The 23,882-nt window shown below is 38.8% G+C and carries 18 protein-coding genes, 2 tRNA genes and 3 rRNA genes; 9 read left to right on the top strand and 14 right to left on the bottom strand.

Annotated elements, in window-relative coordinates:
* Nucleotides 1–79: 79 nt before the first annotated feature.
* The 3 genes from SCALIN_RS17320 to SCALIN_RS17330 form a co-directional block, all read right to left on the bottom strand.
* Nucleotides 80–898 (bottom strand): hypothetical protein, encoded by an 819-nt coding sequence (locus SCALIN_RS17320; RefSeq protein WP_096895708.1) that lies wholly within the window; start codon nt 896–898, stop codon nt 80–82.
* Between the two features lie 242 nt (nt 899–1,140).
* Nucleotides 1,141–2,430 carry an ABC transporter permease subunit gene (locus SCALIN_RS17325; RefSeq protein ID WP_096895709.1) on the bottom strand — a complete coding sequence of 430 codons (1,290 nt, stop codon included), beginning with the start codon at nt 2,428–2,430 and terminating at the stop codon, nt 1,141–1,143.
* On the bottom strand, nt 2,393–3,265 hold the full coding sequence (locus SCALIN_RS17330) for an ABC transporter ATP-binding protein (RefSeq protein ID WP_203415546.1): 873 nt from the start codon (nt 3,263–3,265) through the stop codon (nt 2,393–2,395). Before SCALIN_RS17330 ends, SCALIN_RS17325 begins: the two co-directional genes overlap by 38 nt.
* A 354-nt stretch (nt 3,266–3,619) precedes the next feature.
* Between SCALIN_RS17330 and SCALIN_RS17335 the strand changes: the two genes are divergently transcribed.
* Nucleotides 3,620–3,892 carry a hypothetical protein gene (locus SCALIN_RS17335; protein ID WP_096895711.1) on the top strand — a complete coding sequence of 91 codons (273 nt, stop codon included), beginning with the start codon at nt 3,620–3,622 and terminating at the stop codon, nt 3,890–3,892.
* A 230-nt stretch (nt 3,893–4,122) separates the two neighbouring features.
* Here SCALIN_RS17335 and SCALIN_RS17340 read toward each other — a convergent pair whose 3' ends face one another.
* The 11 genes from SCALIN_RS17340 to SCALIN_RS17390 form a co-directional block, all read right to left on the bottom strand.
* Nucleotides 4,123–4,521: a polysaccharide biosynthesis C-terminal domain-containing protein gene (locus SCALIN_RS17340; RefSeq protein WP_096895712.1), complete on the bottom strand. Its 399-nt coding sequence runs from the start codon at nt 4,519–4,521 to the stop codon at nt 4,123–4,125.
* A 230-nt stretch (nt 4,522–4,751) separates the two neighbouring features.
* The gene (gene dinB, locus SCALIN_RS17345; protein ID WP_096895713.1) at nt 4,752–5,978 is read right to left on the bottom strand and encodes a DNA polymerase IV; all 1,227 of its coding nucleotides are present in this window, start codon (nt 5,976–5,978) and stop codon (nt 4,752–4,754) included.
* A 307-nt stretch (nt 5,979–6,285) separates the two neighbouring features.
* Nucleotides 6,286–6,549: a hypothetical protein gene (locus tag SCALIN_RS17350; protein WP_096895714.1), complete on the bottom strand. Its 264-nt coding sequence runs from the start codon at nt 6,547–6,549 to the stop codon at nt 6,286–6,288.
* Between the two features lie 3 nt (nt 6,550–6,552).
* A complete protein-coding gene (gene lexA / locus SCALIN_RS17355) occupies nt 6,553–7,173 on the bottom strand; it encodes a transcriptional repressor LexA (RefSeq protein WP_096895715.1) in 621 nt (206 codons plus the stop codon).
* A gap of 252 nt (nt 7,174–7,425) precedes the next feature.
* Complete coding sequence (gene murD / locus SCALIN_RS17360) at nt 7,426–8,844, bottom strand: UDP-N-acetylmuramoyl-L-alanine--D-glutamate ligase (RefSeq protein ID WP_096895716.1); 1,419 nt, start codon at nt 8,842–8,844, stop codon at nt 7,426–7,428.
* 48 nt (nt 8,845–8,892) lie between these two features.
* Nucleotides 8,893–10,257 carry a MurL-like N-terminal domain-containing gene (locus tag SCALIN_RS17365; protein WP_096895717.1) on the bottom strand — a complete coding sequence of 455 codons (1,365 nt, stop codon included), beginning with the start codon at nt 10,255–10,257 and terminating at the stop codon, nt 8,893–8,895.
* Between the two features lie 43 nt (nt 10,258–10,300).
* On the bottom strand, nt 10,301–13,210 hold the full coding sequence (locus SCALIN_RS17370) for a TOTE conflict system archaeo-eukaryotic primase domain-containing protein (protein WP_096895718.1): 2,910 nt from the start codon (nt 13,208–13,210) through the stop codon (nt 10,301–10,303).
* A gap of 70 nt (nt 13,211–13,280) precedes the next feature.
* Nucleotides 13,281–14,363 (bottom strand): DNA topoisomerase IV subunit A, encoded by a 1,083-nt coding sequence (locus tag SCALIN_RS17375; RefSeq protein ID WP_096895719.1) that lies wholly within the window; start codon nt 14,361–14,363, stop codon nt 13,281–13,283.
* Nucleotides 14,360–15,946, bottom strand: a complete 1,587-nt coding sequence (locus SCALIN_RS17380; protein ID WP_162532387.1) for a DNA topoisomerase VI subunit B — start codon at nt 15,944–15,946, stop codon at nt 14,360–14,362. The genes SCALIN_RS17375 and SCALIN_RS17380 overlap by 4 nt, the downstream gene beginning before the upstream one ends.
* Nucleotides 15,921–16,463: an archaemetzincin family Zn-dependent metalloprotease gene (locus SCALIN_RS17385; RefSeq protein ID WP_162532388.1), complete on the bottom strand. Its 543-nt coding sequence runs from the start codon at nt 16,461–16,463 to the stop codon at nt 15,921–15,923. Before SCALIN_RS17385 ends, SCALIN_RS17380 begins: the two co-directional genes overlap by 26 nt.
* Before the next feature lie 247 nt (nt 16,464–16,710).
* Complete coding sequence (locus SCALIN_RS17390) at nt 16,711–16,938, bottom strand: hypothetical protein (RefSeq protein ID WP_096895722.1); 228 nt, start codon at nt 16,936–16,938, stop codon at nt 16,711–16,713.
* 612 nt (nt 16,939–17,550) lie between these two features.
* Between SCALIN_RS17390 and SCALIN_RS17395 the strand changes: the two genes are divergently transcribed.
* The 8 genes from SCALIN_RS17395 (at nt 17,551) to gatC (ending at nt 23,867) form a co-directional block, all read left to right on the top strand.
* Nucleotides 17,551–19,122: ribosomal RNA gene (locus SCALIN_RS17395) — 16S ribosomal RNA — on the top strand.
* A 132-nt stretch (nt 19,123–19,254) separates the two neighbouring features.
* Nucleotides 19,255–19,332: transfer RNA gene (locus SCALIN_RS17400), tRNA-Ile, on the top strand.
* 43 nt (nt 19,333–19,375) lie between these two features.
* Nucleotides 19,376–19,448 (top strand) — tRNA-Ala (locus SCALIN_RS17405).
* 86 nt (nt 19,449–19,534) lie between these two features.
* Nucleotides 19,535–22,583, top strand: a 23S ribosomal RNA gene (locus SCALIN_RS17410).
* Nucleotides 22,584–22,624: 41 nt separating this feature from the next.
* Nucleotides 22,625–22,733: ribosomal RNA gene (gene rrf / locus SCALIN_RS17415) — 5S ribosomal RNA — on the top strand.
* The 16S, 23S and 5S rRNA genes sit together here with 2 tRNA genes alongside, the layout of an rRNA operon.
* Before the next feature lie 114 nt (nt 22,734–22,847).
* On the top strand, nt 22,848–23,279 hold the full coding sequence (locus SCALIN_RS17420; RefSeq protein WP_096895723.1) for a Fur family transcriptional regulator: 432 nt from the start codon (nt 22,848–22,850) through the stop codon (nt 23,277–23,279).
* Between the two features lie 27 nt (nt 23,280–23,306).
* Entirely contained in the window at nt 23,307–23,537 is a 231-nt protein-coding gene (gene rpmB, locus SCALIN_RS17425) for a 50S ribosomal protein L28 (protein WP_096895724.1), read from the top strand.
* Nucleotides 23,538–23,579: 42 nt separating this feature from the next.
* Nucleotides 23,580–23,867, top strand: coding sequence for an Asp-tRNA(Asn)/Glu-tRNA(Gln) amidotransferase subunit GatC (gatC, locus tag SCALIN_RS17430; protein ID WP_230406649.1), 288 nt, complete (start codon nt 23,580–23,582; stop codon nt 23,865–23,867).
* Nucleotides 23,868–23,882 lie beyond the last annotated feature (15 nt).

The following is a 23,882-nucleotide window of genomic DNA, read 5'->3' on the forward strand; positions in this document are numbered from 1 at the left end:
TATTGTAAAAATAAATAATAGGATTACCTTACTCAGTAACCTACACCGGAAAAATTCTTTTACCATTTAATTCACCTTTCTAAACTTTTTGTTCAAGTTGTAACATCTTTTCACTAATCTTCTCTATAAATTTCCCGGCTATCCCACCGGGATCGTCAGGATGCCTTTTCAGATAAGCATTCCATTCTTTTTTTGACTCGTTTGCATATGAAAACGCTTCTTTCTGCTTACCATCTTTTTCAGCCTGTAAAGACGCATGCCACAAAATGTGACACACCGTCCGTTCAATCACAATTCTTTTGCGAAGTAATGTATTATAATTTAAAGATTTTCGTACCCAGTAAAGCGACTGTCTGTAATTATCCTTTCCGGTTTCCTCTTTAAGATGTTTTCTGTAGTAACTTGTATATTGAAAACTCTTTGAATCGAATTTGTGAAAGTATATATAACCAATTTCAAAGAGTAAATCACCATTTGTCGGATTTCTTGTAGCACCTTTTTCTGCAAACTCTAATCCAGCTTTAATCCATCTCCATTTGTTTTCCGGAGATTCCCACTCAAAAGCAATGTTATAGCACATATTCCACGCCTGAAATATCCACACAGCCGAGAAATGAGGCTGTAATTTTGCAATCATATTGTTTATGGCAAGCAACTCATAAAACTTTTTCTCTTCATACCTGGCGATACCCCGAATCCACAACAAATCTACCAGAATACCCCTGAAACTGCCAAGAAGTGCTGTTGGTATAACTTCTAATGGTGCAAGGTCTGTATGGAGAGCATCAGGCCCCCTCCTGAAATGATCAATTTTGTATTGTAAAAAGAACAATCCTGAAAGTAATAGTACTATTAATAATGGTATTATTGCTATTTTTGGTAATGAGTACTTTTTCATACCAAGTACAACCTGCCTGTTACAGACAAGCAACTATCAAATAAACATTTATTATAAAAGAATAGCTAAATTAATACATAAAAATTCCCTGGTTACCAGAAATTGTCAGTGGACAGCCTGCCGGACACTACTTGAATACAACGTTATCAAATAATTTTTTCTTTAGTACCTCTAAGATGTTGTATAATAATGTATTAAGATCACATTTGGTAGCTAAAAAAAGAAATTTTTGGCTTACTGGACTAAGCTACCTCTTTTTTCTTAAAAACTATAAACGATAGGGGAAAACAAACGATAGTATATAAAACCGCATAACCAAAACCCATAAATATTTTTTTAAATGGGATGTTTATACCATCAATAAAATACTTTTCAACACTGAAATATCTGAAATCAGGCAGGATATAGCTTAGTAAAAGTATCGGGTTTTTAATAATATTATTTAGGTATATTAAAAAAATATTCGATTTCCGTATTACCTTGGATATTCCGTACTCATGTTCACTTATCTCAAAAACATTAATAACTGTTGATATGTCGCGCATAAAGTCGGTTATATTACCACAAAAGAAGACAAATAAACAGAAGAGAATATTAACAGGAAGAGAAAGGAAAGTAGATCCAAATACAGCAATTATCATCATTAAAAAAAATTGAATTGCTATTAATATTAATCCTTTCATATAATTATATCCAAAACTTTTTCCCCCCCAGAAAATCCTTAAACTTCCTTCACGCATACCTAAATAATCGCCTGAATTTCTAGGCGATACGACTATCGTCAATTCGCCACTTCCATCCAGGGATTTACCATTTAATCTCAAATAGAACGGTTTATTACGCGATATTTCTATTGATTTGTTCAATACTTTTGCTGAGTTTGGATTGATAATCTTTATTTTTACCGGAAATTTTCTGCTGGATTTCTTTTGACCTTCTATTAAGAAGTCAGCTTCAATCACCAGGTCATCGTTTTTGTCTTTAGTATATAATCCCTCAAATTTCCACACTGAGGCTTCGTTTCCTCCTCCTTCTATCCATGAAACATTTCCAATTTTTTTTACAGAATCGCCTGTTGTCTCTAATTTTACAGGACCAAACAGTTCCCTGGCCGGAAGCCCGCAACTACCATTGCCGGTTTGTTTAAAGGCTGTAGATCTGATCAATGCATAGCTTGCACTACCCATTATCAGTAGCAATACTCCAATTATATATATAAAACCAATTATTTTCCCAAAAATAATATTGATTCGATAAACAGGCTTTGTAGTTACCGTAGAAAGGATCCTGTTCTCTATATCAGACGGAATTGATGATGCCGAGAGTAAAATTGCAGCCAGTGTACCAAAAAAGGTAATAGAACGGAAGCATATAGATTCAACGATCTTTATTTTTTCCCTGCCATCACCAACAACCGGCATGAAGACGGAGCAGTAGATCGAAACTAGGCCAAGAGTAATAAAGATAAGTAATGTCTTATTTCTAACTGCTTCCTTAAACGTCTGTTTTGCTATTACTAGTATTTGTTGCATAGATTCTTAAGAATAAGTCTTCAAGTGTTCCAGAAGAATTTTTGATTGAGACAACTTCGCCATGTTTTGCCTGTATAAACCCCTTAACTTCCTCTATTGCCTCATTTGAAAGATTGCGAACCAGTATTTCTGCAATCTCTTTGCTGGAAATCAAGTCACCAATTGTGCCTGATATTCGGAGTTCGCCTTTATCGAGTATCGCAACTCTATCACAAATATCCTGTACGTCGGACAAAAGATGTGAGCACAAAAGAACGGTTTTTCCCTGGGCTTTTAATTCAACAATTAGGTCCTTTGTTTCTTTAGTACCGATAGGATCAAGCCCGCTGGTGGGTTCGTCAAGGATTATTAAGTCAGGATTATTTATCAGTGCCTGTGCAATGCCAATTCTCCGTAACATTCCTTTAGAATATTGTTTAAGAGGTCTTTTCCTCACAAATTCCAGCCCTACCCGCTTTAAGAGACTGTTTATCCTTAATTTCCTCTCTCTTCCCGGTATTCTAAACAACTGACCATAAAAGTTTAAGGTTTCATCCGCATTGAGAAACCTATAAAAGCAGGATTCTTCAGGTAGAAAACCGACTCTGTTTTTTACGGACACATCATCTGTTGTCTTTCCTAAAATGTTTGCCTTGCCTTCTGTGGGAAATATTAATCCTAAGAGAAGTTTTAACGTAGTTGTTTTTCCGGAACCGTTAGGGCCAAGCAGGCCGAAAATTTCGCCTTTTTGAATGACGATATTTAATTTATTAAGAGCTAATACCTTTCTGCGTCCCCAAAAATGTTTGTACGCCTTTGTCAAATTCTCAGTTTTTATGGCAATATCGTCGTTCAATTTCCAGGCCTTTCCAGGTAACAACAGGGTTGTTTACAGTTAAGCAATATTATTATACAGAGAATATCCTTGTTTTTCGCTAAGTGTGCAAAAATACACAATTTAGCATAGAAGTCAAGTGAAATATCGCTGTACAATCTGAAGGTATGAGGTGCACAAACATTAAATAAAAAAACAATCATAAGCACTTGTCGTTAATACACTAAGATACCAGAAATAATAATCTATTCCAATCTGGACGACTTGTAATTGAACACCGGTAAATATATAATACTATGAATGCAATTATTAAAACCCGGATGATGGGAACAATGTTAGCCAGAATATTGTATGTATGGTTAAGGAGGGAAAAATATGAAGAATGTCTCTGATTATTCAAAACCAAATAGCAAAAAGGTGAAATTAAAAGGTGAAAGCAAGGCAGGTATTATTAAAGGTGCTATCTCAAAGCAAAAGAGGATATGTTTGAAATGTGGAGAGAAATTCCCTAGTAAAGGTCCTTATAACCGTATTTGCGATAAATGTAGCTCAACGAACGAAAGAGTTGCATCAAGCACATATGCCGTAAGGAATAGTACTCCTTCGGAGCCAAACACTTTAGAAAAGCGTTTTTATGGACAAAATTAGTAATTTACTTTTAATTTCTTGACAAAGTATCAACCCGGCAGGTTGTCCGAGGATAGATAAGTATTAAAACTATTTATATCTATTACTCCCCCTTTTGTTAATAGGTAAGTTTTAGAAGTTTATATTCTCGGACTGCCTGTTTTTTTTTATCCACAATGGTTTCTTAAACACCATCTATTTAGATACCCAACCGTCAAATCATTGGCTCTTTCTTTTTTCGTTTGCATAAATTAAATAATCTTATTATTTATCATATCCTGGTTTTTCAAACTACCATGTACCTCACTAAAACAAAGCAAAAATGAGGTTTCATTGCCTATATTTTCTATCGCATGCGTAACCTCCGGAGGGATAATAAACAATTTTTTATCACTATTTTCTATTATTTTTTCTTCTTTCTCATTTGTGTTGTTATCTACAACCAGTAACCTGCAAGTGCTTCCTATGATCAGAATGTTTTCAGTCTTATTAATATGATAATGGTTTCCCCTTACTGCTCCGGGTTTCATACTCACCATATGAATATCACTTATTTTATCGTTTTTTATGTCATCATCCGTGATCGGCCTTATGCACCAGCCGCGATCATCCTGATAAAACTCAATATTTTTAATTTGAATAATACCCATGCCAGAACATCATTAAAAAAGTAAAAACTCACTATTCATTCAGATAAAAAATAAACATCTTTTCATTGATCAATTTTCCAATAACATCATTTGTCATTATCAGATAAAAACTCGGTTACCTTTTCTCCGATTTCGTGTGTAGTACGGAAGTATGTCCTGTTTTTTTTTGAGAGGATAAACAGGCCATTTCCAGTCATCAAAAGAAAATGCGCATGTTCCAATTTTAATCATTAATAACTTACCCTTCTTATACCTGCAGGTCTCCATGCGGGGGCAATAACTCCTTTATGTGAATACCTGTCAAGAAGCCTTGCCTGTGTTATACTGAATTCACCGTATCTGTCATTTATTTTATCCATGGCTTTCAAGACAGATATTCTGTCTCTGTCTTTTTTGAAAAGGGGTATCTGGCAGTAATCGGTTACAAGGTTTGAGACACTCACACCAAGTAATCGTACCGTATATTTAAGCCTTACCCTTTTTACTATATCGAGTGCCACAAGGTATATTTCAAATCCGTCGTTTATATATTCTTTAATAGTACATCTTTTTGTAAAGGTGTGAAAATTCGAATATCTTATGGTCATGGTTACCGTTTTGCCGAAATAGTGACTGCGGCGTAATCGCCTTCCCACCATTTCCGAGAGTTGTAATATATACCTCTCCATCTCTTCACCGTTTGTTACATTTCTCGCAAGGGTCATGCTATGGCCCACAGATTTTGCATCCGGCGTGTCCTCAATCGGGACAACGGGGCCTTCGTCTATTCCCAGGCCCATCTGGTGAAGTTTGTTGCCGATAATACCAAATTTACTTACCAACTTTTTTATCGGGAATCTCCCCAGCTCTCCACACGTCTTAACGCCCATAGCATCAAGATGTTTTTCCAGTCGTGACCCTATCCCACAGAGTTCGCTTACCGGTAAGTCTTCAAGGATTTCAGTAACAGCTCCGGGGTGTATTGTCGTAAACCCGTCCGGTTTCTGCATATTGCCGGCCAGTTTTGCCAGCAGCTTGTTAGGCCCCACGCCGATGGAGCAGGTAAGCCCAAATCCTCTCCTGATTTTTTTCTTAATCAGCATGGCAATAGCTTCCGGTTTACCAAAAAGATAGAGAGACCCCGTTATATCAAGAAATGCCTCATCAACTGAGTATACTTCCACCAGCGGTGTATAGTCCCCGTAAAGCCGGACAAGGCGTGTACAGGTGTCTGTATACATTTTATTATTACCAGCAACAAATATTATGTCAGGGCAGAGTTTCTTTGCCTCCGGGACAGTCATGCCAACCTTAACACCATAAGCCCTGGCTTCATATGAAGAGGTGGTAATAACAGTCCTCTGCTGCGCACCGATAACAGCCACGGGCTTGTCCCTGAGTGACGGCTTAGACTGCTGCTCCACAGAGGCAAAAAAGGCATTCATATCTACGTGCATTATTGTTTTGTTGTTGGACATTGTATTTATTACTATTACCAGTTAAAATAAATACGAATTTCGAATATCGAAATTCGAAACAAATACAAAACTCGAATATCAAATGATCAAGACTTTATTTGCTCTTACGCAATATAGAGCCAACAATATTCATTAGCTCTGTAATTGTATGTATTAACGTTTTCTTTTCTCTCTATATTATATTTATATAGGAGGCTAAAGAGATTCCAAGGTGCGATCTTGCAAGTCATACGGTTTTGAATTTCTCATTTTTGCTCTTCGACTTTGTTTCGTATTTCGTGCTTCATTCTTTCAGTTTTCTCTATGACTACCCTTCCACCTCCACAGCCATAAGCTTCCATACCATAGTCTCTGTGTTGTATGCGATTTCGTACAGGTCCTGACCGTCTGTAACTGAAAAATAGTGAATAGAGGCTTTCCCCTCTCTGCCGGTCCACGTATAGGTCACTTCCTTGATACGATACTGTCTTTCTCTCCATATAAACCATACCGGCTTTATCTTCTTCCCGCCAATACAATCAGCGCCAAAAACCACTCCTGCTCTTATAGGTTCACCTATTTCCGTAATCATAATTTATTCAATTTGCCTTAACACTGTCACTACCTTTCCAGCTATCATCATCTCATGTGTCTGGTTTCCTCTGATAACTATTGGCTTCATGGTTGGATTTGCCGGCTCCAGGTAAACATTATTGTTCCCCTTGATAAATCTCTTAACCGTTGCCTCTTCATTAATAATGGCAACTACTATATCACCATTCTCCGCAGTTTGCTGGGACTTAACTAATACAAAATCACCGTCCTGGATATGAGCATCTATCATGCTGTCCCCTTCTACTCTCAGAAAAAAGGTATTATCCCAACGGGCTATCGATGTGTCTATGGCCAGATGTCCGGTAATATCTTCAACTGCAAGGTGAGGTAATCCAGCCCTGACCCTTCCGATGACGGGTATCAGTTTTGTATGGTTTTCCGGTGTTTCCACACAAAGTTCGATTGCCCTTGGGCTGTTTGGTATCCTCTTTATGTAGCCTTTACGCTCAAGTATGTCCAGATACTTCTTTACACTATTGGTACTCGCCAGTTTAAGGTGATATACCATCTCCCGAATAGTAGGCGGATAGCCGTTTTCCCGGATATATTTCGTCAAAAATGACAGGAAATTATGTTGTTTCTTTGTAAGTTTATCTTTCATAATAAGGTAAACACATGTTCACTCAATATATTCTTCGATTATATATCTGTCAAGGATAAATTCCTGTATGATATTTTCAGATATCCGACTACGTTATAATTGCCGGGCTTTCTGTCAGTGTAATTTGTGGGCAAAAAATGACTTACGTTATTGGTTAGCCTCTTTTTCGAGAGGACTCCAGAATTGGAATAAATCGAAAAGAGACTCCAGGTGAGAATAGTTAAAAAGTAAAGATACTGCTATGAGGCGATTCTATTTTGTATTTCTCAACTCTTCCTTGAATAGGTTCTTTACTTCATCTTTAAATTGATTTCCTCTATCCTTGTAATCTGTAAAAAGGTTAAAACTTGCACTTGCAGGGCTTAGAAGGATTGTGTCTCCTTCTGACGCCATATTATATGCCTTTTGAACAGCTTCTCTCATATTTTCAGAATAACAGTGTTTGGGCAAGTTGCCCCTAACATTTGCTATTTCTACAATATTGTCCCAAAGCCTGTTTCCTGTTGTTGGAAATAAGATTAAACCTTTTATTCTACTTTCGATAATTATCCTGGCCAGTCCAGTTAAATCGAGCCCCCGATCAAAACCTCCCACTAAAAGGATTAGTCCTCTTTCAGAGAAAACTGAAAGCGCTGCAATTGTTGCTTCCGGGACAGTGGCTAGACTATCATTATAAAATGATATACCGTTGCAGGTTTCGACATACTCAAGGCGATGTTCAAGAGGCCTGAAGTTCTGAATAGCTGTTGCAATATTATTATCAGGGATATTAAATAATTTTCCAACTATTATGCCGGGCATAACATTTTGCAGATTGAAGCTTCCTTTAAGATGAATTGACTTAGTTGATACTATTTTTTCTCGTTGTTCTTTTGAGTGAAAAAGCAGGAAATTGTTTTCCATAAAACAGGAGGTGTGTATAGTCTCCTGAAACCCGAAAGAGAGTTTTTTTGCTTTGCTGATGTTTGCAATTTCCGTTGAAATTTTATCGGAAGAATTGAAAATGATAAAATCGTTTTCATGTTGGTGTTGAACAATAGACCTCTTGGCCTCGACATATGCCGCAAAAGTTCCATGGAAATCAATATGTTCCGGGGTAATGTTTAAAATGACAGCTATGTGAGGGCTTTTATGAAGGTCTTTCAGTTGATAGCTGGACAGCTCCACGATAAAAACAGTTGATGAAGTTGTGCCTTCCAGCGAGGATAAAGGAGGTGTTCCGATGTTTCCTGTTAAACGGACATCAATTCCACCAAGTTTAAGGATCTCATATATTAAGGTAGCCGTTGTGCTTTTACCCTTTGTCCCGGTCACGCCTATAATAGTCGATGAACAGCATTCAAAAAAGAGACCGGTATTAGATGTGGTTTTTATGCCTTTATCCTTTGCATCGTCCAATTCAGGAATGGATGGTTTAATCCCGGACGATTTACAGATGATATCAAATTGGCTGATATTTTTAAGGTAATCATTACCTGAGATCAGAATTACTCTTTTATCATTTTCAACAATTCTTCTTGTTGGTTCGTCAAGTTGATTCTTCGAAAGTTTATCAGCTAAACCGATAACTTTCTCAGGAAAACGTCTCCTTAAAAATTGGAAAGAACTTACACCTTCTCTTCCGAGTCCAAGAACAAGAATTTTTTTGTGTTCAAGTTCCTCTATAAGCATTATAAAATGGTCTCTTTCTTAAGTAAATTAATCAGCTCTTCAGGTACATTATGATGCTCGTTCCACGCACTTAAAACTGCATCTGCTTTTTCTTCTAAATCCTGTTTGTTTACAAGTACTTTTTCTTCTACTGATTTTAATACTACCGGAACAATGCTGCTTGTCTTTTTCGCTTTTTTTCCAGCAGAGATAGAAAGCAACTGCTGTCTCATCCAGGGATCCAACACATTCAAACGGCTTAGTGTTTTCATGACCCAATAAGCTGAATGCTGTGCTTATTAACTCTTCCTTATTAAACAGGTTCTCGGAAAAGATATTTATTGTAAGAATTTTCTCTTCTACAAACGGATAAAGAAAAGTAAAAACAGATAAACATTTCGGGCAATTGTTACACCATGAGTTCGTTTTCTGCCCTTGGTTACAACTTCTGAAGATTGGGAAGTAATGGGAAAATCGTGAAAAATTATTTGAGATTTGTAGCTCATAAAAAGGTCTCAACAGGCTGAAATAATCAATGTTCTCACCAAGATAAACATTTGAATATTCTCTGAATCTGTTTTCAAAATGGTAGCTTTTGGAGTACTGATGGTTGACCTCCGCTCCTCTATAATTAACATTACCTTCATTAGAACTCCTTTCATTCGAAAGCGCAATGTGCTTTCCATCAAAAAGTATTGCACACGAAGCGCTCAAGAAAGCCAGGTACGCGGAAAAAGGAGTATGCCCGTTCAGATATCCATCAGCATTTAATACCAAAAGCCTATTATCAATAGTTCGGTTGACAATAATTGGGTTCTTATGCTTGCTATTTTCAATAATATCCAGGGCTGCCTGGGTGGGGTTTAAAGATAAGGGACATATACTTATGTTAGAATTTTTCAGCAATTCAATTGTTAACGCCGAGTCCTTTCCACCACCAATCGGGACAAGTATTTTACCAATATCAAGAGCGCCCTTATATTTTACGGTTTCAGGAATTGAATTGCCAGTGGTTTTGATAGCAACGAAATCATGTATAGTGAAATCGATTTCATTAATAAAGAAGAATTCTCCCAATCCATTAATCAGTAATGATCTCCACCATGAAATCTGATATTCATCTAAAGACCCGGCACGGATAATGATTTCCGGCGAACAGGAAGTCTTCCAATAGCTTGGGATCTCCATTAAGCCAAGATGAAAGGCAATATTGTTAAGACATTTTTCCCCGATGTTTTTTATTCGCTCACGCTTTATACCATTAATGACTAATCTGGGAGAAAAAGCAATACCAGGTTCAATTTCGAAGTTAAATTCAAATACCAGGCTATCCTTTACTATTTCAACTGAGTAACGATGGTAGATGAATTTTGGGTGCTTTCTCCTGAGATTAAAGAAGAGTTGATCTGATTGCTGCTTTTTAAATTTCTCCATCTGAATACCTACTTCTATTCCTATTTACTCTAATAATTTACTATTATATTTCAATACTTTTAATCAACTCGTATGCAATATTGTTACTTACAAGACGCATAATACTCTCTTCCGCACTGCCAAAACTTAATAAGTTTATACTGCCATACCAGACAGTTTTTTGATCAATAATTGCAAATTTCTGATGGATATTTGATTTTAGTATCACTTTAATTCCCACGCCCTTTAAAACCTCAAAAATTTGCTCTAAAGCAGGTATCCTGGTATCTTTAAAATCTTCAGATGGTCTTGTTACAACGGTTATCTTTACTTGTTTATTGACTATATTATTGAAATATTGAAGCATCTGTGTGACACGCTTATAGGTAACAAAAGGGCTGACAATTACAATTTCTATTGACGCACTTAGTATATCATTACGATAAATTGGAAGGAAACTATTCTTATCAAAGATTATATCTGACGGTTCCGTTCCGATATTTTCTCCTTTTACTTTATAGCCAATAGATGCATATCCATTTAGCCTTTTTCCATACATTTTTTCCAGCATTCTTACATGGGTATCAACGTAGTCATATATCTGTACGTCATTCTTTTTATCATACAATCGATGCAGCCTGCCGGCATATTGCTGTAAAGTGCCTTTCCATGAGATTGGCATAGACAGAAACAGTGTATCAAGTCGAGGCTCATCAAATCCCTCACCTACAAACTTTCCTGATGCAACTAATGTTAATTGCTTATCAGTCGGTATTGCTGATATTTTAGTTAATATCTCTTTGGTTTTCTTAGTACCCATCCCACCCATCAAGGTTAATACTTCCGGGACCCTCTCTTTTAACCTCTTTGCGAGCAGCATAACATGAGCGGTCCTCTCTGATAATACCAGTGAATTCCTGCCATTCTCATAGCTATTAAAAACGTCATCTACAATTAACTGATTACGTATTTCATCAACAGTGATTTCAGTATATAATTCCTGAATGGTTAATTCTTTACTGTTTTCATTAATCGGTATTCTAAAACTTGTAAACCTTGGAACAACATAATGATCGAAAGGCCTTTTTTCAGCTTGTTTTTTTGCGTCAACCCTGAATCTCTCAGCTCCACAATGCATAAATATTATTGGATGGTGGCCATCCTTCCTTGTTGGAGTCGCGGTTAATCCATAAACAAATTTTGCGTTGACCTTTTTAAGTATCTGTTCAAAGCTAAACGCGGGTACATGATGACACTCATCAACAATTACCATCCCATAGTTTTTTACACACTCCTTCACCTTGCCGGTGCTATTTAATGATTGTATAATTGCAACATCAATGATAGAGCTTAAACTGTCCTTTCCAGCCCCTATCTGTCCGATTAAACCTCGTTTCTTTCTCCTTCCACGTTTTTTCTCCTGAACCGGTAACTCTTCGTTAATCCTTAAAAATTCAGACAATCTGGCAATCCATTGTAAAAGGAGTTGCTGTCTATGTACCAATATAAGTGTATTTCTCTTTCTTGCAGCTATCAGTTTAGCAGCCACAACTGTTTTTCCAAAGGCGGTGGTTGCTGATAATACTCCGGTATCATGATTTAGCAGTTCATCTATTACTTCCTGCTGTTCGTTCCTGAGGGTTCCATTAAATTCTACGTCAATGTTTCTTCCATGATTAGTTTCATCAATCCAGGTAACATCAATATTAGATTTACTTAGTAAACTGTGAATCTCTTCTTGGCAACCTCTGGGCAGGCACAAATATCTTTCAAGGTCTTCACAACACGAGATAACCCTCGGTTTGTTGTAAGTTGGCATTCGCATAGCTTGCGCTTTATAAAAATCGGGATTTTTAAAAGCAGCTAACCGCTTTAACGTATTTAATGTCTTTTGAGAAAATCCATTTTTAGGGATATACACCATGTTGGATTTTATGATTACAATTTTTTTTGGAAAATCATGTTTACTCAATCTAATCCTGGCAGTTGGCCATGGCCTTTGCAGTTCATCATCATCTTTTCTCAATTCACCCAATTCATTGCGTTTACATGTACGGGTTATTAAAGCATCTACATTATCTTCAGAAAGTTTAACTATGCCGCCTAAAAATTTCCACTGATCAGCATAAGGCTCAAAATTGTCATCAATAAAAACCGTGTTACCGTTTTTTCTTGCAGCCATCTGTAGCGGGAGGGCTATCAGATTCCCAAGGCCACCTTTTGGCATAATATCCTGATTAGGAAAAAGTCTGTCGTATGACTTGAACTTGATCTCATGTCTTTTATTCATGGAGCAAGTAAGTAATGCCGTTCCAAATTTTCTTGCTAAGGCTGATGATATTTGATTTTCAAAGAAAAACCAGGCGTGGGCCCCGTTACCCGACCTTGAACGTTCAATTGCATACGGAATTTCAAATTCATCGCATACATTGCGCAATACTGAAATATCCTTTTGCCAGCCGGTATCATCAAAATCGATAGCTAGAAAATAACACATTTCATCAATGCACAGAGGATATATTCCGACTACAATATTTCCTCTAAGATGCTCTTCCACAATCTTTTCGTCAAATTTTGCATATGATTTATGTGAACACTCTGAACACTTTACTTTTGGTTTATAGCATACACCGGGTTCCCATTCATTCAGACAGACAGGCGAATACCCGGACTTTCCCGCTTTACTCTGCCACCGTTTGGCGAACACATCATCTCTGCTTCTGAAAAGAGACATAAACAAATTGACTTTATCTTTATCCTCAGAAAAGTTGTGGAGAATAGGGTGTAAAGCCTTAATGTTATTGTGATGATTCGAAATTTGATCTGAAGAACTTTCTGTGTTAATTTCACTGGCAACTTCCTTTTGTGGTTTGGAAATAGAAAGTAGTGCCTTTAACCGTTTTATTTCAGCTTTCAAGCCGAAATTTTCATTAAGCAGGGTCTGGTATTTTACATATAATTCCTCATAGTCCATGATTGAATATTGTACTATCGTAATATGTAAAATTCAAAGTATTTGGTTTACAGGTTAAAGCAAGGCTTATCTAAGGTAGAAAACTGTCAACATTCTTCAGTTTTTGAGGAAGGTACTTTTCAATCACATAGTTCAGGCCATGTTTTGCAAGAGCCTGCTGTTCTGCCCTTACTCCCATTTTCAGCATCTGGTTAATCGCCTTCTGCCATTCCTTGTATTCTTTTATAAACGGGTCATTTTTCAGGGCATCTTTTGCCCTCTTAATATCTACTTCTTTTAACGGATGGGTAGGGAGTTTATAATCGATGATATCCTGCGGTGTAATGCCAAGGTATCGTGCGTTTGGTACGCAGAAATACTGGTTAATGTGTGCCGCATTTCCTGATCCCACCTTCAGGGTCCTGTATATGTTGCTGATGCCATAAGGGTCTCCATCAACAAAAACATAAACAGGGATCTTCTTTCCTTCTGATAAACGCCTGATGAATCTTCTGCATGCCCTGGTTGGTACGCCTCCCATGGAGATTAATATGCAGTTTGCCTTCTTCCAGTAGTTGTGTTTAACAAGCCGTTGGAACATACCGGCAGTTTCTATAACCAGTACAAACTTTGCGTTGGTTTCGAATTTCAGATCTTCTGTTGAAATGGGAATAGAGTATGCGCCTGAGCCGAATTTAGTACAGTCGATTTTGAGCTGCTTGCCGGTTTCCTGGTCCCTGTCTATTACTATCAGTTTTCCGGCGACATCCCCTCCCTTCTCTTCCGGGATAAAACCCAGTTGCTCTCTGTTAACTTCAAACATTGCTTCAACATCGTCAATTACGGTGTCTGATTCGGGCTGTTCCTCAAAACGTGCATCGTCCCAGTTCTTGGATACGTAATATGCCTCCCTTTTTGTAGCTATATCATCTTTTTCAATGAGTTCCTTGGAAAGTGACATCACTCTGAGTGTCTGGGCAAATGTTTTTACAGTATTTACTGTTAAGGTGCGGGATTTTTTCTGTCCGATAAGTTCCAGGAAACCTCTCTTTGGAGTATATTTGACATTGCTCAGTGCACGAATCGGAAAATCCATGCTGGGTTTTTGTTTCTTGTTGATTTTGTTGTGAATAGTTGAAGCAGATTCTTCTATTTTTTTCAGTGTTTTTGTCATGATCTACTCCTTTCAAGGACATCTGTCAGGTTATTAATTATTTTTAGTTCCTGTTTGTCGTTTAAATCTAATATTTCTTTTAATGCTATCCCTATATGAGGAATGTATTTTTTTATATACGATTTTTTCTTGAACTCTTCCGCCGCTCTCTTTTTCCTCTTAATAAATGTAGATAGGTGGCGCCCGCATTCCTGTAAAGCCAACTTTATCTCTTTCTCGATTTCAGGGTAATGTGCAATTGCCTCTTTGCTTTCTGATGTAAAGGGTACCCATACAGATGCGAGGTGTACCATAAGGAGTATCGGCCCGGAGGGAAGCGCGCCTGTAGATTGCGGAAGTCCATAATTTCTCCATGAAGTATTTATTGCTGATTCGGTAACAACACATGCGGATTGTTGATACAGCAAAGGAACTCTATTGGCAAATCTCAGTAGTCTTATTAAGCCTTCTTCCGGCAAATCTCCTCCGTATGCCAGTCCGACTTCAATCTGAAAAGGGTTACCTCTGTATACCGATGGAGGTCGCGTATTTGATGTGAAGAAATCTGCATTGATCTGTTTTTTGAGCCCTTTTATTATGGCATCTTCTCCAATTGGAGAGATACAGTCGGTAGGGGGGTTCATGATTTTCGTTAGCTTGATTGTCTTAAAAAGTGCGTCGGCTTCCTGGACTGCGATCCTTGAAGGTCGGGCTTTTTCGTATAAGCCGGCTTTTTCACAAATCTCATTTGCAACCCTTGTGCTCACTCTGGAGAAATCATTAGTAAGAAAGGAGCGCAGGTTTTTTGTCTTTGTATCATGCAGCATTTTTATCAATATTCCCAGTTCAACACCATAAGGATGCGGTTTTATTTCCTTCGGTTCTATCGGCAGTTCCTTTGACGCTCTTGGATATCTTATCTCTTTCTCTTCAGGATTGATGTATGTTATATCTGCATGTGGGTTGGCGATGGATGTCTGTTCAATGTATCCGTCAACAGATTGTCGGCCTTTCTGGTATCTTGCCTCCAGTTCAATAACTACTTTTGTTCCTCGTTTGACTTCGTAATCTACTACCTCCTCTTTTATAATTCGAGGTTCATTCTTATGTGTATCAACGACAAGGCTATAATGGTGTGCAGGTTTCTTTGGTGAAATTTTCGATGTTATCAGTATTGGCTTGCCGGTTGTCAGTTGGCCATACATGCCTGCCGCTGATATGCCTATACCCTGTTGTCCCCTGGACATTTTGAGAGTATGGAATTTTGAACCATAAAGTAATTTGCCGAAAATCTTTGGTATGTGTGTTTTTAAAATTCCAGGTCCATTGTCTTCAATGGTTACTATAAATCTATCTTCAGATTTCTTTATATGGCTTATTTGTACTTTTATGTCAGGGAGGATTTTTGCTTCTTCACATGCATCCAGAGAGTTGTCAATGCCTTCCTTGATCGTTGTGAGTAGGGCTTTTCTGGGGTTATCAAACCCGAGTAAGTGTCTGTTCTTTGTGAAGAATTCACTTACAGAAATTTCTCTCTGTTTTTTTGCGAGGTCTTGAGCAGTTATCCTTGGTGTATCTTTAGTAATCTGTTTTTTTCTCCTCAAAAATGTCTTCGCATTTACTGCAAAGATCCGCCCCTTTATGATCTGTATCGCTTATGGTATTTGATAAAAACATAACGCACTTACTGTTTTTGCAGTGGTAGAGTCCATATGTATGTCCAAGCTCGTGAACGGCTTCAATAATTGTTCTATATTTAAATAGTGTTGAATCATCAGGTAAGTCGTAGAACTTTTGTCTGAGCCTTGTTAAGGAAATTACAGAAACTTTCTTTTTTACATCTGCTCCGCCAAAAACAAATGTACGTTCAGGTATGTATAAATCGACATCAGCTATTCCCAATATTCTGTCATATCCTGATAGCTTTAATTTGTGTATTTTTTTCAGTATCTTTGTTGAATTATACTGTTTTTTATGTTTGTGATATGCATAAGCAGGCTCTTCCAGTTGCTTCCAAATGTCTACTTTTACATCAAACTTTTCTTCAAGTTTCATTTGTGTGTATATAAGAATTTTATTGTCTATGTGCCCTATCGGTATAATACAAAATATTTTCTTCATATCGGTATTTGCGGCGTAGTTTGTTCTTGTGAATAAGTTGATCGCTAGCAGTAGTAATAGTATAAGAGTTGTTAGAATAGTAAGATTGTAATTATTTTTTTGTCTCTTTTTCATATTTTGATAATTACACAACCACCGTGCGAAAATGAGGATTGTCCTTTTTTATATGTGGAAGAAATGAAATTGCTTGAAGGTGGGTAAAAATTATTTTATAACTTGAGTTTCTACTGGTACAGGGTGTTCCGGGTTATAAGTCCTCATCCAAATTACTGTTAAGGCCAGTGCCATGCGCTTTGATTATTTCAAGTGCCTGCGATTTCGTAAAGCCTTCTTTGCAAAGAGATGTGTAGAAGTTATGCATGAGTGTTGCCAGCGTATTTTGTAAATCCATGCACTGCGGAAGGATTTCATTTATATGTCGAAGCCCCTGTTCTGCCTCAATTTGCGCCATTAGGCGTCTTAAGTTATCGTCCATCTTATGTAACTAGCCTTACAAGTAAAAAATAAATCATCGTTAATAATATAATCAGCGTAAAATGTATTCCTATATGTCTGAATCCTTGAAAAACTAAACGCATTTGTTTTCCTCCTACAATATGTTGTAGAAATTTGACAATAATGTACAATATTTGGATTAAAAGTCAAGTTTTTTTTAATTAAATTTTTTGTAGTAAAAACATTTTTCTTGTGTTTAGTTGTTCAATCGTCAAATTATTAAAAAAAATTCTACCTATATCATGATTTTTGGCTTTCTCAGGGGTATCGGCTTTTATTGTAGTAATATTTTTATAAGAGAATTTTGTTACTAAATTGAAAAAAACGTGTTATGATGCATTAAGATTAGGCGGGAAGGAGTATATGGTCATTTGTAATCTATACTTAAAAGAAAAAGTAAAATTTTTTTTGAAATTTTTATTTTTTATTGACAATATTCTTTTTTAGTCTATACTCGTACTTTCTTGTTCATTGATAATTGACAACATAAAAGCGTTGGGTGTATAGCTTATAAGTTACTATCTTTTCTGCCGTTAGGTCGGCAGGAGAAAGTAGCGAGTAGTTAAAGAAGTAAAATGAGTACAATATTAAATTTATGAAGGGTTTGATCTTGGCTCAGAACGAACGCTGGCGGCGTGGATTAGGCATGCAAGTCGAACGAGGATATATCCTTCGGGATGTAAGCCGAGTGGCGCAAGGGTGAGTAATGCATAGATTACCTGCCTCTAGGATAAGGACAACTTTGTGAAAACGGAGCTAATACTTAATAATACAAGAGAAAATAATATTCTTTTGTCAATGGGAGGGTAGCAATATCTTTTGCCTGGAGAGGGGTTTATGTCCTATCAGCTTGTTGGTGGGGTAATGGCCTACCAAGGCTTAGACGGGTAGCCGGCCTTAGAGGGTGGTCGGCCACACTGGGACTGAGACACTGCCCAGACTTCTACGGAAGGCTGCAGTCGAGAATCTTTCGCAATGCCCGAAAGGGTGACGAAGCGACGCCGCGTGGGTGAGGAAGGCCTTCGGGTTGTAAAGCCCTGTCAGGAGTTAAGAAATATAAGTGTGCTAATACCACATTTATTTGACGAAGGCTCCAAAGGAAGCCACGGCTAACTCTGTGCCAGCAGCCGCGGTAATACAGAGGTGGCAAGCGTTGTTCGGAATTATTGGGCGTAAAGAGCACGTAGGTGGGTTTGTAAGTCAGATGTGAAAGCCTTCTGTTCAACGGGAGAATTGCATCTGAAACTGTAAATCTTGAGTGTAGGAGGGGAGAATGGAACTTCTGGTGGAGCGGTGAAATGCGTAGATATCAGAAGGAACGCCGGCGGCGAAAGCGATTCTCTGGCCTATTACTGACACTCAGTGTGCGAAAGCTAGGGGAGCAAACGGGATTAGATACCCCGGTAGTCCTAGCCGTAAACGATGGGCACTAAGTAGAGGGAATTACCGATGTTCTCTCTGCCGTAGCTAACGCATTAAGTGCCCCGCCTGGGGAGTACGGCCGCAAGGCTAAAACTCAAAAGAATTGACGGGGGCTCGCACAAGCGGTGGAGCATGTGGCTTAATTCGATGCAACGCGAAAAACCTTACCGGGGCTTGACATGGTAGAAGTAGGAACCCGAAAGGGTAACGAACGGTATCCAGTCCGTAGCTATCACAGGTGTTGCATGGCTGTCGTCAGCTCGTGTCGTGAGACGTTGGGTTAAGTCCCCTAACGAGCGAAACCCTTGTTTTTAGTTACCAGCGGGTTGTGCCGGGTACTCTAGAAAGACTGCCGTCGTCAAGACGGAGGAAGGTGGGGATGACGTCAAGTCATCATGGCCCTTATGCCCCGGGCTGCACACGTGCTACAATGGTCGGTACAAACGGAAGCGAAGCCGTAAGGTGGAGCGAATCCTAAAAAGCCGATCTCAGTTCGGATTGGAGGCTGAAATTCGCCTCCATGAAGTTGGAATCGCTAGTAATCGCGGATCAGCAGTGCCGCGGTGAATATGTTCCCGAGCCTTGTACACACCGCCCGTCAAGCCACCCAAGCAGGATGCACCCGAAAACATTATATCTAACCAGGGTAACTTGGAGGAAAATGTTGAAGGAGTGTTTTGTGAGGAGGACTAAGTCGTAACAAGGTAGTCGTAGGAGAACCTGCGGCTGGATCACCTCCTTTCTATGGAGTTTATCGAAGTCGGTACATCTGACGTCTTTTATGTTGTTTTTGTATTTTTATGATTGTTGGGAGGGTGCTGAGCCGACTGGCAAGCTATAATTGCGAGTTCCTTTTAAGGTTTAAAGAGGTCTTGGGCCTATAGCTCAGTTGGTTTAGAGCGTTCCCCTGATAAGGGAAAGGTCAGTGGTTCGAATCCACTTAGGCCCACCATCCTCAGGTTAAATTATAGGAGATTGTTTTTGTGAATTTAACTGGGGGTGTAGCTCAACTGGGAGAGCGCGGCCCTTGCAAGGCCGAGGTTAGCGGTTCGATCCCGCTCATCTCCATAATTTTATTTAAATGTAAGATAAGTTGTAACTGTTCTTTGGCAATAGACGCAATTTTGTAATGTAAAAAAATTGAATATTTGGGTGATCAAGCTATTAAGGGTACATGGTGGATGTCTTGGTACCAAAAGCTGATGAAGGACGTGGAAGGCTGCGATATGCTTCGGGGAGTTGCCAAACAAGCTTTGATCCGGAGAATTCCGAATTGGGAAACCTGTCGTAAGGGGCACTTGCTGTCTCTTTTGGTTAATACCGCGACATTGTTATCTGAATAAATAAGGTAATGAGAGGAACGAAGGGAACTGAAACATCTAAGTACCTTCAGGAAAAGAAAGAAAAATCGATTTCCCCAGTAGCGGCGAGCGAAAAGGAAAGAGCCTAAACTGGCTATATGTAATAACCCTTATGTGTTGTATAGTCAGGGTCGAGGGAGTTGCGGTGAACAAGATGAGGATTGTTCAAAAGAACATGTGTTTTTAGTCGAATAAGCAGGAAAGCTTAACTATAAAGGGTGATAGTCCCGTAGATGAAAAAAGTATAAGTTTTTTACGTAATTTCCCAAGTAATGCCGGTCACGTGAAAACCGGTATGAATTCAGGAGGACCACCTCCTAAGGCTAAATACTTTTGGTAACCGATAGTGAACAAGTAGCGTGAGTGAAAGATGAAAAGAACCCCTTTTAGGGGAGTGAAATAGAACCTGAAACCGTGTACTTACAAGCGGTGGGAGCACAATATTAATTGAATTTATTTCTTTTAATTGGTGTAACCGCGTGCCTTTTGCATAATGAACCGGCGAGTTGCTGTTTGTTGCAGGTTAAGCCCTTAAAGGGTGTAGCCAAAGCGAAAGCGAGTGCTAACTGCGCGACTGAATGTAGCAAGTAGCAGACCCGAAACCGAGTGATCTACCCTTGGTCAGGATGAAGTTCCGGTAAAACGGAATGGAGGTCCGAACGCATTTACGTTGAAAAGTGATGCGATGAACTGAGGGGAGGAGTAAAAGTCTAATCAAACTCGGAGATAGCTGGTTCTCCCCGAAATAGCTTTAGGGCTAGCCTTATGTAACCGTGCAGTAGGGGTAGAGTTACTGACTGAGTCTCGGGGCCCACCAGGCTACCGAACACAATCAAACTCCGAATACTACTGTATTTGACATAGGAGTCAGACTATGGGGGATAAGCTCCGTAGTCGAGAGGGAAACAGCCCAGATCATTAGTTAAGGTCCCTAAAATGAGCTAAGTGATAAAGGAAGTGAAAGTGCTAAGACAGCTAGGATGTTGGCTTAGAAGCAGCAATCATTTAAAAAGTGCGTAATAGCTTACTAGCCGAGTACTTTTGTGCCGAAAATTAGCGGGACTAAAGCTCATTACCGAAACTATGGACCTTGATATTTGTATTAAGGTGGTAGGGGAGCGTTCTATGATAGGTTGAAGCCTTACTTTAAAGAGAGGTGGACGAAATAGAAGTGAGAATGCCGGTATAAGTAGCGATAATGTAAGTGAGAATCTTATTCACCGAAAGCCTAAGGTTTCCTGGGGAAGGCAAATCCGCCCAGGGTTAGCCGGCACCTAAGTCGAGGCTGAAAGGCGTAGACGATGGACAACAGGTTAATATTCCTGTGCTACTATTTTAACGTTTGAGCTTGGGATGACGTGAACACAAAGATTAGCAAACCCAATAGACATGGTTTGTTCAAGCCGGAGATATCGCTCTAGGCAAATCCGGAGCAATAAGATATCGATGGTGAGTACGTTGGCTCTTGGCCTAGAAGTAATTGGCGTGTTCTCCAAGAAATAATCTCGTTAGCGAGTTAATTTAGTAACCGTACTAAAACTGACACAGGTAGGCAAGGAGAGAATCCTAAGGTGCTCGAGAGAACCCTCGTTAAGGAATTCGGCAAACATACTCCGTAACTTCGGGATAAGGAGTGCCTTTTCTATAAAAGTTTCGACTGAAGTAGAAAAGGTCGCAGTGAAAAAGGTTTGGGCGACTGTTTACTAAAAACACAGGTCTCTGCTAAAATGTATAATTGACGTATAGAGACTGACGCGTGCTCGATGCCAGAAAGTTAAGGGGATAGGTTATTTTCTGAGTAATCAGAAGAGAAGCTTGGAACTGAAGCTCTGGTGAATGGCGGCTCTAACTATGAGAGTCCTAAGGTAGCGAAGTTCCTTGTCGGGTAATTTCCGACGCGCATGAATCGCGTAACGACCTAAACACTGTCTCAACGAGGGACTCGGCGAAATTGTAGTTGTGGTGAAGATGCCACATACCCGCGGAAAGACGGAAAGACCCCGTGAACCTTTACTGTAGCTTATTATTGGATTTTGATGCAGTATGTGTAGGATAGGTGGGAGACTAAGAAGTTTCAACGTAAGTTGAAATGGAGTCATTGGTGAAATACCACTCTTATTATGTTAAAATTCTAATGGAATACCGTGAATCCGGGTTCTTGACAGTGGTAAGTGGGCAGTTTGACTGGGGCGGTCTCCTCCGAAAAAGTAACGGAGGAGTCCAAAGGCTTCCTCAATGCGGTCGGCAACCGCATGTAGAGTGTAAAGGCATAAGGGAGCTTAACTGCGAGACCTATAAGTCGAGCAGGTGTGAAAGCAGGGCTTAGTGATCCGGCGGTTTCTGAGTGGAAAGGCCGTCGCTCAACAGATAAAAGGTACTCCGGGGATAACAGGCTGATCTCCCCCGAGCGTTCATAGCGGCGGGGAGGTTTGGCACCTCGATGTCGGCTCATCGCATCCTGGGGCTGTAGAAGGTCCCAAGGGTTCTGGAGTTCACAGATTAAAGCGGTACGCGAGCTGGGTTTAGACCGTCGTGAGACAGGTCGGTCCCTATCTTCCGTGGGCGTACGATATTTGAGAAAATCTGCCTCTAGTACGAGAGGATCGAGGTGGACGAACCTATGGTGAATCAGTTGTTGTGCTAACAGCATGGCTGAGTAGCTAAGTTCGGAAAGGATAAACGCTGAAAGCATATAAGCGTGAAGCCTATTTTAAGATAAGATATCGTTCTCTAAGCAATTAGAGGGAAGACATCTCAAAGATTATGAGATTGATAGGCCAGATGTGTAAGTCCGGTAACGGATTTAGCTAACTGGTACTAATTTGTCGAAAAGCTTGATCACCCTTATTTAATTATTGTTACATTACAAATTGCGAGGTTTTCTCCAGTGACTATAGTAGAAATAAAAAACCCGTTCCCATTCCGAACACGGTAGTTAAGATTTTTACGCCGATGGTACTATCCAACGATGGGAGAGTAGGTATTGCTGGGGGCTTAAATAACCCATCCCATAAAATATGGGATGGGTTTTTTTTTAAATAAAAATAAATAGATTATGTTTAGAGTTGTCTATTATTACTTATAAAGTATTATTAAGTTTTGTAATATGAATGAAGTAGAGAAAGTATTTAGAGATTATGTACAAGGACAAGGTTTAAAGTTTACTCCTGAGAGACAAGCAATATTAAACCACGTCTTTGAATGCCACGGGCATTTTGAAGCTGAAGAGTTGTTGATAGATATGAGAAAAAACAACAAAAGGGTTTCAAAAGCAACTATTTATAGAACCCTTGCGCTATTAGTTAGCAGTGGTTTGCTTAGAGAAGTAATTTTTGGTGAAAAACATGCACATTACGAGCATGTTTATGGCCATGAGCATCATGAACATCTTGTATGTATAGGATGTGGTAAAATAATTGAATTTACTGATGAAAGAATAGAAGAATTTCAAGAACAAATATGTATTGAGAATAATTTTAAAGCCGAATCTCATAAATTTCAAATTATGGGATATTGTGAAGATTGTGAGAAGAAATAATTAATTTTTGATGAGAGGGTAACAGTTATGGCACGTATCTGTGAAATATGTGGAAAAGGAACGTCTGTCGGGTTCAAACTGGAGCGAAGAGGTTTGCCCAAAAAAAAAGGTGGTGTTGGGCTTAAGATAACGGGTAAAACAAAGAGAAAATTTAAGGCTAATATACAAACTATGAGGGCAAATATTAATGGTAGTATCAAGAAGATAAAAATATGCACTAGATGCATGAATGCCGGTAAGGTTGTTAAGGTTGTATAAACGATTGTAAATGGTAAATTTCATTTTCTTTGTTACATTACAATGGACATAGATATAAAACAGATTGAAAAAATTGCTGATCTTTCCCGAATCAGGCTTAGAGATGAAGAGAAAGGTGTTTTCCGGGAGCAGTTAATAGATATCTTAGACTATATTGAAAAATTGAACGAATTAGATACAGATGGTATACAGCCAATGGCATATGCAACATCCATAACAAATGTTTTTCGAGAGGACAAGCAAACACCTTCTTTCGCACACCAAGAGATAATAAAACTTTCCCCTTCAAGTACCAATGGCTTTTTTAAGGTGCCAAAGGTCATAGAATAAAGATTTAGTCATTCA

The organism is Candidatus Scalindua japonica, from assembly GCF_002443295.1.
Taxonomy (GTDB): domain Bacteria; phylum Planctomycetota; class Brocadiia; order Brocadiales; family Scalinduaceae; genus Scalindua; species Scalindua japonica.

What these genes read in the sequence shown, in the direction of transcription:
- SCALIN_RS17320 (WP_096895708.1), bottom strand. Translation starts at nt 898, where the DNA reads ATGAAAAAGTACTCATTACCAAAAATAGCAATAATACCATTATTAATA.
- SCALIN_RS17325 (WP_096895709.1), bottom strand. Translation starts at nt 2,430, where the DNA reads ATGCAACAAATACTAGTAATAGCAAAACAGACGTTTAAGGAAGCAGTT.
- SCALIN_RS17335 (WP_096895711.1), top strand. Translation starts at nt 3,620, where the DNA reads ATGAAGAATGTCTCTGATTATTCAAAACCAAATAGCAAAAAGGTGAAA.
- SCALIN_RS17340 (WP_096895712.1), bottom strand. Translation starts at nt 4,521, where the DNA reads ATGGGTATTATTCAAATTAAAAATATTGAGTTTTATCAGGATGATCGC.
- dinB (WP_096895713.1), bottom strand. Translation starts at nt 5,978, where the DNA reads ATGTCCAACAACAAAACAATAATGCACGTAGATATGAATGCCTTTTTT.
- SCALIN_RS17350 (WP_096895714.1), bottom strand. Translation starts at nt 6,549, where the DNA reads ATGATTACGGAAATAGGTGAACCTATAAGAGCAGGAGTGGTTTTTGGC.
- lexA (WP_096895715.1), bottom strand. Translation starts at nt 7,173, where the DNA reads ATGAAAGATAAACTTACAAAGAAACAACATAATTTCCTGTCATTTTTG.
- murD (WP_096895716.1), bottom strand. Translation starts at nt 8,844, where the DNA reads ATGCTTATAGAGGAACTTGAACACAAAAAAATTCTTGTTCTTGGACTC.
- SCALIN_RS17365 (WP_096895717.1), bottom strand. Translation starts at nt 10,257, where the DNA reads ATGGAGAAATTTAAAAAGCAGCAATCAGATCAACTCTTCTTTAATCTC.
- SCALIN_RS17370 (WP_096895718.1), bottom strand. Translation starts at nt 13,210, where the DNA reads ATGGACTATGAGGAATTATATGTAAAATACCAGACCCTGCTTAATGAA.
- SCALIN_RS17375 (WP_096895719.1), bottom strand. Translation starts at nt 14,363, where the DNA reads ATGACAAAAACACTGAAAAAAATAGAAGAATCTGCTTCAACTATTCAC.
- SCALIN_RS17385 (WP_162532388.1), bottom strand. Translation starts at nt 16,463, where the DNA reads ATGAAGAAAATATTTTGTATTATACCGATAGGGCACATAGACAATAAA.
- SCALIN_RS17390 (WP_096895722.1), bottom strand. Translation starts at nt 16,938, where the DNA reads ATGGACGATAACTTAAGACGCCTAATGGCGCAAATTGAGGCAGAACAG.
- SCALIN_RS17420 (WP_096895723.1), top strand. Translation starts at nt 22,848, where the DNA reads ATGAATGAAGTAGAGAAAGTATTTAGAGATTATGTACAAGGACAAGGT.
- rpmB (WP_096895724.1), top strand. Translation starts at nt 23,307, where the DNA reads ATGGCACGTATCTGTGAAATATGTGGAAAAGGAACGTCTGTCGGGTTC.
- gatC (WP_230406649.1), top strand. Translation starts at nt 23,580, where the DNA reads ATGGACATAGATATAAAACAGATTGAAAAAATTGCTGATCTTTCCCGA.